This window comes from Parapedobacter sp. SGR-10 (assembly GCF_011030405.1).
Taxonomy (GTDB): Bacteria; Bacteroidota; Bacteroidia; order Sphingobacteriales; family Sphingobacteriaceae; genus Sphingobacterium.
In genome coordinates, this window is sequence record NZ_JAAJTJ010000041.1 from 1 (window position 1) to 9,390 (window position 9,390).

Below are 9,390 nucleotides of genomic sequence, written 5' to 3' on the forward strand. Positions count from 1 at the left end.
TTCAATACCGTGTTTTTGTATAACGAAAACACACAGCTCATCAAAATAACTGTTACCGAATCATCGGATGATCTGCCTGCTACATATACGTACACATGGGAAAACGGCAACATGATAACGGCACCGGGAGGACGCACCTATGAATACTACACCGATAAACCCCAACAGCCCGGAGACTATAATTATTTCGATGAATTATTCGAGCATGACGGTATGAAGATAAACAACTCAAAGAATGCGGTAAAATCTACAAAGATTGACGCAACTGTGTCCATTACCTATACGGAAGATCAGGACGGAAAGATCACGAGCCTGACCACCCAAAGAGGCACATCGATCGAAACCATGAATTACGAGTATCAGTGTGATTAATGCTTGGGTAACTTTACCAAAGTTTGGGACTTTGGTAAAGTTTTTTTCGTAACTTTACCCTATTATGGAGGCTTCACATCATATAGGATCATCGCACGGAAACCGTCAATATTTTGAACAACTCTTACGCGCTAATCAGCTCAGGGTGACGAAACCCCGGCTTCGTGTGCTGGATATCATTGACCACAAAGAATCCGCTATATCGCAACCCGATCTGGAAAAAATACTGGGCAACGATATTGACCGCGTAACCCTGTACCGTATCCTCGCCAGTTTTGAAGAAAAAGGCATACTCCATAAAGTATTTGATCTGAATGGTACAGCCACCTATGCCATTTGCTCCACCGAATGCACGTCCCATCACCACCACGATCAGCACGTACATTTTATCTGTTCGTCCTGCAACTCTGTCTTTTGCCTGGATGAGATCACTATGCCGAACATCCGTGTTCCTTCCGGGTTTGCGCTTCATTCCATCGCTATCAATGCTGTGGGTATCTGTGATAAATGTCAGTGACACGCATTATATGCCCAGTTCTACCTGAAACGTACCTCCCCACGAATTCTTTTTATGGCTATTGTTGAAGTAGCCATCCTTGACCATGTAGTTTGCGTTCAATTGGAATTTGAGACGATGGGCTTTTAGATACTTTGTTAAACCCAGTTCCAGCACATCGATTTGGGATTCATATGCCCGAATATCCCGATGAGGTTCTATAAACGTATATCGCCCTGCGACTTCATACCCATGATTCAACAGATACGACACCTGTTGATTGAGCCCCCACCCTTTATAGGTGTATGTCAATTCGGAATCTTCACCCTCATCTGTCATATTCATAGGGTCGTCCACCCCTCTCTGCATATATTCGGCTTGATAGGCAAAGCCTTGATATTTGAGGATAGCATCGGCAAAGGTCGTTGTCAAGGTAAACGGATTTTGAACAAACTTACCTATCTGCCCCCCCTCACGGACGGTCCTGTCGTTGTAGCTATAACCTATTCCGATAGAAAGCCTTGGTTTTTCTTCACGTTCCAAATCCCCTTCCGAATAATCGTTGTCATTTGTAAAATCCCCCAAGGGCAGAAATTCCAAACGTCCTGTATAGGCCAACCCATCATCCGTCGTATTGACAGGTCTTCCCTCTCCGGTCGAAATAGCCGCTTTGGCATTGATTGGCATATGCCCCAATTTCTTACTCAGATTGAAGGACAATCCAAAATCACGGTCTATGGTAAAATAAGAATTGACCAGGGAACGTTCGGCAAATTGTAACGCACCGGAGGAATTGACACGTTGCCGGTTGCCCGGCAATTTATTTTGACCAAATGAAATATAAAAATCGTCCGAAAAATTGTAGAATATGACCGCATCCCGAACAATATTGGGCACTCCCGTATCGTCAAAATCCTGATCACCACGCGTAAAGGCCAACTGAACTGAATAAGATATTCTCGGTGTATAGATATACCCGTCCATGCGCATACGGAGCCTACGTATGCGGGCTTCAAACTGCCCATTATCCACTTCATCCAAGACATTGTTGAATTTTAATCTATTCTGCATTCTAAACCTAAAATTGGTATAGAACAGCGAATCTTTGGATGTGTATTGTATCCCTTTGAAATTGAGGATAGTTGCTCTGTCATCGCGTTCTTGCGAAAAAGCAACCCCTATAGTACATAATGTTAAAATGAGTATAAGTGCAAAGTTCGTATATAATTTCATACCTTATTTTGTTTCTCAGGGCATCCTGAACATACTACCCACCCTCTCTCTACCGCAGCCACAAAGATAGCATTATTTCGATTTGTTGAAAGCAAGTCCTATTGCATTCCTTTGTCACAAAACTCTTCATTAAATTGGGAAAGATTTGGGAAAAATAACGGCTTACCCACCCCTTTTCTTCGAAAAATGCAACCAGGAAAACAAAAGGTAAAGTAAAAAAACAAACGGCACGGCCAATATATTCAACCCAAACACCAACAGCACCGAAATCAGCACAAAGATGTACTTAAACCTGTTCTCACTCCATGCCAACGAAGTCAGTTTCATCGAGAACAACCTCCATTCGGAAACCAGCAATACACTCAGAATAAGGGTCAACGCCAAAAGCACATATATATTAAAAATATATGCCGGGTATCGTTCCCCTATAAAAGGCAACGAGATGACTAGAAAAGTATTCATAGGCGTATTCACACCAATAAAATCAGACGTTTGTCGTTCATCGATGTTGAACTTGGCCAGTCTCAACGCCGAAAATACCGTGATGATAAAACCAGCATACGGCAAGTAGGCATGATCCGTAACCTCTTGTAGCAACATATACATGACTGTGCCCGGCAAAAAACCGAAACTAACTACATCTGCCAGAGAATCCAACTCCTTGCCGATCAAAGACTTCACATGCAACAACCGGGCAATCATCCCATCAAAGAAATCAAATATCCCCGATGCCAGCACACAATAAAATGCCCCCATATAATTTCCTTTCAGCAACAACAACACACCGATACAACCAGAGAACAGATTAAGACAAGTGATGGTGTTGGGAATATGTTTCTTCATACAAATAAAAAAAGCCATCTAACGATGGCTTAAAAATATCAATTATTCATGAATTATCCATTCATCGAGATCAAAAACTCTTCGTTGGAACGTGTGCCTCTAAGCTGTTGCAACAAAAACTCCATCGCTTCCGTAGAATTCATATCCGACAAGTGATTGCGCAATACCCAAAGTCTTTGCAGGACATCCCTATCGACCAGTAGATCATCCCGACGTGTACTCGAAACGGTAAGGTCAATAGCAGGGAATAGACGTTTATTGGCCAATTTACGATCCAATTGAAGCTCCATATTACCCGTACCTTTAAATTCTTCGAATATGACATCGTCCATTTTGGAACCCGTATCGGTCAACGCTGTTGCCAATATGGTCAATGAACCACCATTCTCGATGTTTCGCGCCGCTCCAAAGAAGCGTTTAGGCTTGTGCAACGCGTTGGCATCCACACCTCCCGACAAGATCTTGCCCGAAGCAGGAGCCACGGTGTTGTAAGCACGGGCCAAACGTGTGATCGAATCCAATAAAATGACTACATCGTGTCCACACTCGACCATACGTTTTGCTTTTTCCAAAACAATATTTGCGATCTTCACGTGTCTATCTGCTGGCTCATCAAATGTCGACGAAATGACTTCCGCACGCACACTACGCGCCATGTCCGTGACCTCTTCTGGGCGTTCGTCGATCAACAAGATGATCAAATAAACCTCCGGATGGTTTTTGGCAATAGCATTGGCCACCTCTTTGAGTAAGTTTGTCTTACCTGTTTTAGGCTGAGCAACGATAAGGCCACGTTGTCCTTTTCCTATAGGTGTAAATAAATCAATAATACGTGTAGAGTAATTGTTGGCTCCCAAATCCAGATTCAACTTTTCGTCTGGAAATAACGGTGTCAAGAAATCAAACGGCACACGATCACGTATTTCGGCAGGATTTTGTCCATTAATGGACTCTATCCGTACCAACGGAAAGTATTTCTCACCTTCTTTGGGAGGACGGATACATCCTCTCACATTATCTCCTGTCTTCAAGCCAAACAGCTTGATTTGAGACTGGGACACATAAATGTCATCGGGAGAAGTCAGATAATTATAATCTGAAGACCGTAAGAAACCATAGCCATCTGGCATGATTTCCAATACACCTTCATTTACAATAACATTATCAAAATCCGTATTTACGGTGGATGCTTCTATTCTTTTGCCTTCGGAGATTTCCTCTTCGGCTTCAGCAGGCCCATCCGTCTCCGATCTTTCGGGTGTAAATAACGTAGGTTCTGTAGCACTGCTATCCCTATTGCTCTTTGATACAGCTACAGGAGCCGACTTTACGGTACGTGTTCTTCTTCTAGGCCGCTCTGCGTCTGCTTCTACAGATTCTGCGACAAGCTCGGGCTCCTCCTCCACAGGTTGTGTAGCCACCTCAGCAATCTTATCTATCAATTCTTGCTTACGTAACTTTTCGACATCGCCAATTCCTAACACCTTCGCTATCTCGCGCAATTCGGACACGAGTTTTGAATTCAATTCGGTAATATCCATTAATTTAAAAATATTGTACTATTATGAGTTTTTTGGATTGTATTTTTATGAAATCTATCCTGAATAAATCTAATTTCTTTCCGTCACCACCTTTTCCAACATGCAAAAAGAAGAAGTATCTTTTTGAAAGGACAAATTTGAGAATGCACAAAGAAAGACATAAGAATTGAATTTTCAAAGAAAAAGTAAAAATTTATGCAATCGATAGCATAATAAAGTAGGATTGCGCTAATGAAACACAAAAAAAAGACAAAACATTGCACAACTAATTGTACTTTTTACACTATCTTTTCTTTTCAAAAAAAACACGTTTAAAGCATCAAAAACATCGATTTTAACATCTTCTTAAAATTATTTTAAAATAAAATATAGGTAAATCATTGATTTTCGTAAATAATGCTGTATCTTCGAAAAGCTTAAAACACTGATATTTCAAAAAACAAAAAAAGACAACCATGATTATAATTGCAGATGGAGGTTCAACAAAAACCAATTGGTGCCTATTGGATGATAATCAAAAAAAGATCTATTTCAACACCGAAGGTTACAACCCCTATTTTGTCGACAGTGACTACATCGTAGGTTCTTTGAAAAAAGGATTACCCCAAGATTTACCTCTGGACAAAATCACCGAAGTGAATTATTACGGAGCGGGGGTACACAACGAGGAAAAGGTTGAAATTGTCGCAAATGCATTCCGTGCCTTATTCCCCAATGCTAAGATCGAGGTAGGTCACGACCTTTTAGCGGCTGCAAGGGCACTGCTGGGTACGCAACCGGGATTCGCCGCTATATTAGGTACAGGAACCAATTCCTGCATTTACGATGGCGAAAAGATCACATACCATATCGATTCAGCTGCTTATATACTTGGAGACGAAGGTAGCGGTAGCTACATCGGCAAAAAGTTATTGACCGACTTTATCCGTGGATTGATGCCAAAAGACGTCGCAAAGGCTTTTTTCGACACCTATAAGCTCACTCCAGACGAAATCATGGACAATGTCTACACTAAACCTCTCGCCAACAGGTTCTGCGCAAGCTTCAGCAAATTCGTTTACGACAATAATGTCAATATCGAATATACCCGTAAAATTGTAGAAGATGCATTTGAAGCTTTTTTTGCAAACCTGGTCAGCAAATATCCGAATTATCAAAGCTATACATTCAACTGTATAGGATCGGTAGGATACAATTTCCGTAACGTATTGGAAGAAAAAGCCAGTCAATATGGCATGAAGGTCGGCAAGATCTTACGTTCGCCTATAGACGACCTGGTAAAATTCCACATGGAAAGAACATCTCAGACAAACTAGCATCATCTATTATATAAAACAAAACAGACTGTAGAGACGCAATGCATTGCGTCTCTACTATTTTATAACGCCTTCGTCTCTCCCAAAGCCAAAAGATTCAGATTCAATCCTGCTTCTTCAAACACGTGACGAGCCTCATTCGTATCAATGGTGACAGGCGAGAAAGTATCATAGTGCATACCAATAATATTGTCACAATGTATAAATTTCGCCGCTTTCACCGCATCGTACATATCCATCGTATAATGCCCTCCTATCGGCAAAAAGGCCCAATCCAAATTCAAATCTTCGAGCAACTTCATCTCTAGCGTCAAAGCCGTATCTCCAGCGAAGTAAATTTTCTTTTCACCGATAAAAAAGACAAAGCCACATGGCACTCCACCATAAGCTCCATCCGGCGTGCTATTCGTATGGAGGGCATACACCATCTTGACCCGACCAAAGGGTAGATTCAATGTACCACCAAAATTAAACTCAATGACATTTTTATCCGGAATCCCTTGTTTCCTAACCCAATCAGCCGTCTCCACAATCGCTAGCACAGTAGCATTGGATTGCTTTTGAATATTAGCCAAATCAGCAACATGATCCTGATGCGCATGGCTCAGTAGAATATAATCCGGATTCAACTTGCTTATGTTGATGTCCTTTGCCAAAGGATTATACGTAATAAACGGATCGGTAAGCACTTTTGTACCGTTAAAATCAAATTCAAAACACGCATGCCCTAAATAACGTACCGAAATGTGATCTGCCATAAAATTAAAAGTATTTTTAAAATGTGATACCAACTGGTTATTTATTGAACAAATTACCCAATCCACCGAACATATCCTGCGTGGCCGCCTGCATCTCTGCCTGGCTGACTTGATCGGCTTGGACCAAAGCTTTGTTTAGCGCTACAATCAGCAACTCTTCCAACTGCTCTTTATCGTTCTCCTCGTACAATTCTTCATTGATCGTCACCTCCTTGATTTCCTTATTGGCGGAAGCGATGACACGTACCCTGCCACCATCAGCTTCGCCAACTACTGAAATGTTATCCAATCTAGACTTGATCTCCTGCGCTTTTTGTTGTGCTTGAAACAATTTATCGAACATCTCTTCTCTGATTTTAATTTTACGCAATTTACGAAAATAGGCTTGTTGGTCAAAATAGTGGACAAACAAATCATACCAACCTATTTATCCATATACAAAAAAGCACTTTTGATGGGCAAAAGTGCTTTTCTAACTAACCAATTTTTAACCTAAACGTGATGAAGTGTCATCTTTTAAAGTACACTACAAATATAGTGTGCTCTTATTTCTTTAAAATTTCCCGGATGTTAAGCTTTCATTAAATGAATCTCTCCAGGTCATCACGACCACCGCATCAATGTCAAGCGAACAAACTACCGTCATTCGCCTGTTGTCGGACACAATGGCGACATTTTAGCTCCTCCAAGAATCTTTTTGTTAAGAAAAGCTTAAATCCATTATCATGCACTTACAATTATCAAAATTAAATCTTATTTTTGGAGTATAGAAGAGGCTGTATCCTTGAGGCTGTTTAGCAGCAAGACACGTATACACCTACCTATGTCATTTAAGTTTAAATCCAAGTCGTATGCCCACATCGAAAGATCAACTTTTTGAAAAAATAGACCATCTGTTGATAGATATCAATGCTAAATATCTGGAACTAAAATCCATCGAAAACATAGACAAAGCCGAATTGACGCTGCTTTCCGGCAGCATAGATTACCTATCCAGTCACATCAAGGCTTTGCGCTATATCAAGGATGAGGAATTTTCCTATGATGACAGCCCTGTAAGGGCTGTGTCTGCAGAACCTGCTCCTGTAGAAAACACAGCAGCTGTAGAAGAAACAGCTTTTACCCCCGAAACGGATTTTCAAGAGAAAGAGATCGATACACAGAAGACGTTTGAGGAGATTGTGGAGGAACCGCAGGATATTTCAGAAGAAATAGAAGAACTGTCTTTTGAACAGGAGGAAGATACGACGATAGAGGAAGAAAACGAAGAAGCTATTGCAGAGCCTGACACCGATAATTTTGCCAAAATATCTTTCGAAGCTCCGCAAGAAACAGCTCCCGTAAGTACGACTATTGTAGAAGAAGAAAAAGTAATTCCTATTGAGGATGAGCCTAAAGAGGAAGAGCAACAAGAAGTTACTTTGGAGGAAGTCGCTGCACATATCGAGCAACAGACAGAACAGGAAGCTCCAAGCCGGCCATTGAGTATCAACGAATTGATACAGCAACAAAAAATGGCAGGTAAGAATTTCACTCAACAATTCCAGACATCTACCTCTTCTTCAGACAAGGTATTGGACATCAAAACAGCCATTAGCCTCAATGACAAACTGCTATTTATCAAAGACTTATTCAACGGTTATAGCCTAGCTTATAGTGAGGCCATCGAGTTGTTAAACAGGTTTGACAATTTTGCTGAAGCCGATGCTTTCCTGCAGTCCAACTACGCCTTGAAAAACGGATGGGCGGACAAACCGCAGACCGTCGAAAAACTGTATGCTGTCCTTCGTAAGAAATTTCACTAAACACAGAATTAGGTAAATAGCTATAGGCTGATTACCTTTGCAATATGAGGTATTACGAAGAACTTTTGAAGCATTTACAGGCTGAGAACAGAGAAAAAGCAGCGATTTTGGAAGAAGAGGTCAACATCATGACCCATAAGTTGAAATATCTCCCTGCCGAAAGTTTTCCCTCGGTAGTTATTTTGAGTCAAAAAGATGATTTTATCCCACTTTCTTCGGAAAGCCTACACGAAAAGGTGACACTCGCAGGCGGAAAACTCACAGCTGATGTCAACGAAGGGCCACATATCGTCATTGTCCTGCAACAGGATGAAAGCCTGTACAGCCAACTGTTCGAATTGCTTCAACAACCTTGGCTTCTAGCTTCGTCTGCGTACCAAAACAATGCTATTTTCGTGATTGAAAAGACTTATTTCGATGGCGATCTATACGATTACCTTGTTGAAACAGAGATATTGGCCGAAATTCTCCAACCAAAGTATTTTTACTTCGGACACGAAGGGAGTGGTTGGATAAAATTTGATATCGCAGGATAAGTTTTATTAAAGACTTTCGAAGCTTTTATAAAGCTTCGAAAGCCTGGAAATCTTACCTTTACTTATTACTCTTCAGCAGGTAGCTTACTCATATCCATATAGAAAATTTCCCAAGTATGTCCGTCATAATCCTCTACATACCGTGACTGCATAAAGCCATAGTCTACCATTGGCATAGGTTCTTTGCCTCCTACTTTCAGCCCATTCTCAACGATTTCGTTCAATTGCTCTACGCCATCTACTGCAAGTGCAAACAAACCCGCAATATAATTTCTAGTATCTGCAATCGGCTTTCGGGTAAATGTTTTAAATTTTTCATGCGTCATGATCATCACGAAAATATGCTCACTTCATACCATACATTTGGCTTGCTCATCTGAAAACTGTGGATTGTTCGTAAACCCCAACCGGGTATAAAAATCCATCGATTTGTTGACATCCTTTACCGCTAGGTTGATAAATACCTGTTTCATTCTTTTAATAAACTTTA

At 41.0% G+C, this 9,390-nt stretch carries 12 protein-coding genes; 5 read left to right on the plus strand and 7 right to left on the minus strand.

Annotated features, from left to right (window positions below; translation table 11 throughout):
• A partial coding sequence (locus tag G5B00_RS17430) for a hypothetical protein (protein ID WP_163878631.1) occupies nucleotides 1–372 on the plus strand: 372 nt, incomplete at its 5' end.
• A gap of 64 nt (nucleotides 373–436) precedes the next feature.
• Nucleotides 437–889 carry a Fur family transcriptional regulator gene (locus tag G5B00_RS17435; protein WP_163878635.1) on the plus strand — a complete coding sequence of 151 codons (453 nt, stop codon included), beginning with the start codon at nucleotides 437–439 and terminating at the stop codon, nucleotides 887–889.
• Nucleotides 890–895: 6 nt separating this feature from the next.
• Here the strand turns inward: G5B00_RS17435 and G5B00_RS17440 are convergent, their stop codons facing one another.
• From G5B00_RS17440 to rho, 3 genes are all read right to left on the minus strand, one after another.
• A complete protein-coding gene (locus G5B00_RS17440; RefSeq protein WP_163878638.1) occupies nucleotides 896–2,101 on the minus strand; it encodes a porin in 1,206 nt (401 codons plus the stop codon).
• Between the two features lie 162 nt (nucleotides 2,102–2,263).
• Nucleotides 2,264–2,944: a CDP-diacylglycerol--serine O-phosphatidyltransferase gene (gene pssA / locus G5B00_RS17445; RefSeq protein WP_240894571.1), complete on the minus strand. Its 681-nt coding sequence runs from the start codon at nucleotides 2,942–2,944 to the stop codon at nucleotides 2,264–2,266.
• Between the two features lie 53 nt (nucleotides 2,945–2,997).
• Nucleotides 2,998–4,485, minus strand: coding sequence for a transcription termination factor Rho (gene rho, locus G5B00_RS17450; RefSeq protein ID WP_163878643.1), 1,488 nt, complete (start codon nucleotides 4,483–4,485; stop codon nucleotides 2,998–3,000).
• Nucleotides 4,486–4,940: 455 nt separating this feature from the next.
• Between rho and G5B00_RS17455 the strand changes: the two genes are divergently transcribed.
• Nucleotides 4,941–5,801, plus strand: coding sequence for an N-acetylglucosamine kinase (locus G5B00_RS17455; protein WP_163878646.1), 861 nt, complete (start codon nucleotides 4,941–4,943; stop codon nucleotides 5,799–5,801).
• Nucleotides 5,802–5,863: 62 nt separating this feature from the next.
• Here the strand turns inward: G5B00_RS17455 and G5B00_RS17460 are convergent, their stop codons facing one another.
• Entirely contained in the window at nucleotides 5,864–6,559 is a 696-nt protein-coding gene (locus tag G5B00_RS17460; protein ID WP_205966466.1) for a metal-dependent hydrolase, read from the minus strand.
• Nucleotides 6,560–6,596: 37 nt separating this feature from the next.
• Entirely contained in the window at nucleotides 6,597–6,902 is a 306-nt protein-coding gene (locus tag G5B00_RS17465; protein WP_163878648.1) for a YbaB/EbfC family nucleoid-associated protein, read from the minus strand.
• Nucleotides 6,903–7,410: 508 nt separating this feature from the next.
• Here G5B00_RS17465 and G5B00_RS17470 point away from each other — a divergent pair.
• Nucleotides 7,411–8,364 carry a hypothetical protein gene (locus tag G5B00_RS17470; RefSeq protein ID WP_163878651.1) on the plus strand — a complete coding sequence of 318 codons (954 nt, stop codon included), beginning with the start codon at nucleotides 7,411–7,413 and terminating at the stop codon, nucleotides 8,362–8,364.
• Nucleotides 8,365–8,408: 44 nt separating this feature from the next.
• Entirely contained in the window at nucleotides 8,409–8,900 is a 492-nt protein-coding gene (locus tag G5B00_RS17475) for a hypothetical protein (protein WP_163878654.1), read from the plus strand.
• 65 nt (nucleotides 8,901–8,965) lie between these two features.
• Here the strand turns inward: G5B00_RS17475 and G5B00_RS18235 are convergent, their stop codons facing one another.
• Both G5B00_RS18235 and G5B00_RS18420 read right to left on the minus strand, forming a co-directional pair.
• Nucleotides 8,966–9,226, minus strand: coding sequence for a VOC family protein (locus G5B00_RS18235; protein WP_240894572.1), 261 nt, complete (start codon nucleotides 9,224–9,226; stop codon nucleotides 8,966–8,968).
• A 24-nt stretch (nucleotides 9,227–9,250) separates the two neighbouring features.
• Nucleotides 9,251–9,373: a VOC family protein gene (locus G5B00_RS18420; RefSeq protein ID WP_410510781.1), complete on the minus strand. Its 123-nt coding sequence runs from the start codon at nucleotides 9,371–9,373 to the stop codon at nucleotides 9,251–9,253.
• Nucleotides 9,374–9,390 lie beyond the last annotated feature (17 nt).

Excerpts from the sequence above, each read along its gene's own strand:
- G5B00_RS17470 (WP_163878651.1), top strand. The coding sequence starts at position 7,411 with ATGCCCACATCGAAAGATCAACTTTTTGAAAAAATAGACCATCTGTTG.
- pssA (WP_240894571.1), bottom strand. The coding sequence starts at position 2,944 with ATGAAGAAACATATTCCCAACACCATCACTTGTCTTAATCTGTTCTCT.
- G5B00_RS18235 (WP_240894572.1), bottom strand. The coding sequence starts at position 9,226 with ATGACGCATGAAAAATTTAAAACATTTACCCGAAAGCCGATTGCAGAT.
- G5B00_RS17475 (WP_163878654.1), top strand. The coding sequence starts at position 8,409 with ATGAGGTATTACGAAGAACTTTTGAAGCATTTACAGGCTGAGAACAGA.
- rho (WP_163878643.1), bottom strand. The coding sequence starts at position 4,485 with ATGGATATTACCGAATTGAATTCAAAACTCGTGTCCGAATTGCGCGAG.
- G5B00_RS17435 (WP_163878635.1), top strand. The coding sequence starts at position 437 with ATGGAGGCTTCACATCATATAGGATCATCGCACGGAAACCGTCAATAT.
- G5B00_RS17460 (WP_205966466.1), bottom strand. The coding sequence starts at position 6,559 with ATGGCAGATCACATTTCGGTACGTTATTTAGGGCATGCGTGTTTTGAA.
- G5B00_RS17455 (WP_163878646.1), top strand. The coding sequence starts at position 4,941 with ATGATTATAATTGCAGATGGAGGTTCAACAAAAACCAATTGGTGCCTA.
- G5B00_RS18420 (WP_410510781.1), bottom strand. The coding sequence starts at position 9,373 with ATGAAACAGGTATTTATCAACCTAGCGGTAAAGGATGTCAACAAATCG.
- G5B00_RS17440 (WP_163878638.1), bottom strand. The coding sequence starts at position 2,101 with ATGAAATTATATACGAACTTTGCACTTATACTCATTTTAACATTATGT.
- G5B00_RS17465 (WP_163878648.1), bottom strand. The coding sequence starts at position 6,902 with ATGTTCGATAAATTGTTTCAAGCACAACAAAAAGCGCAGGAGATCAAG.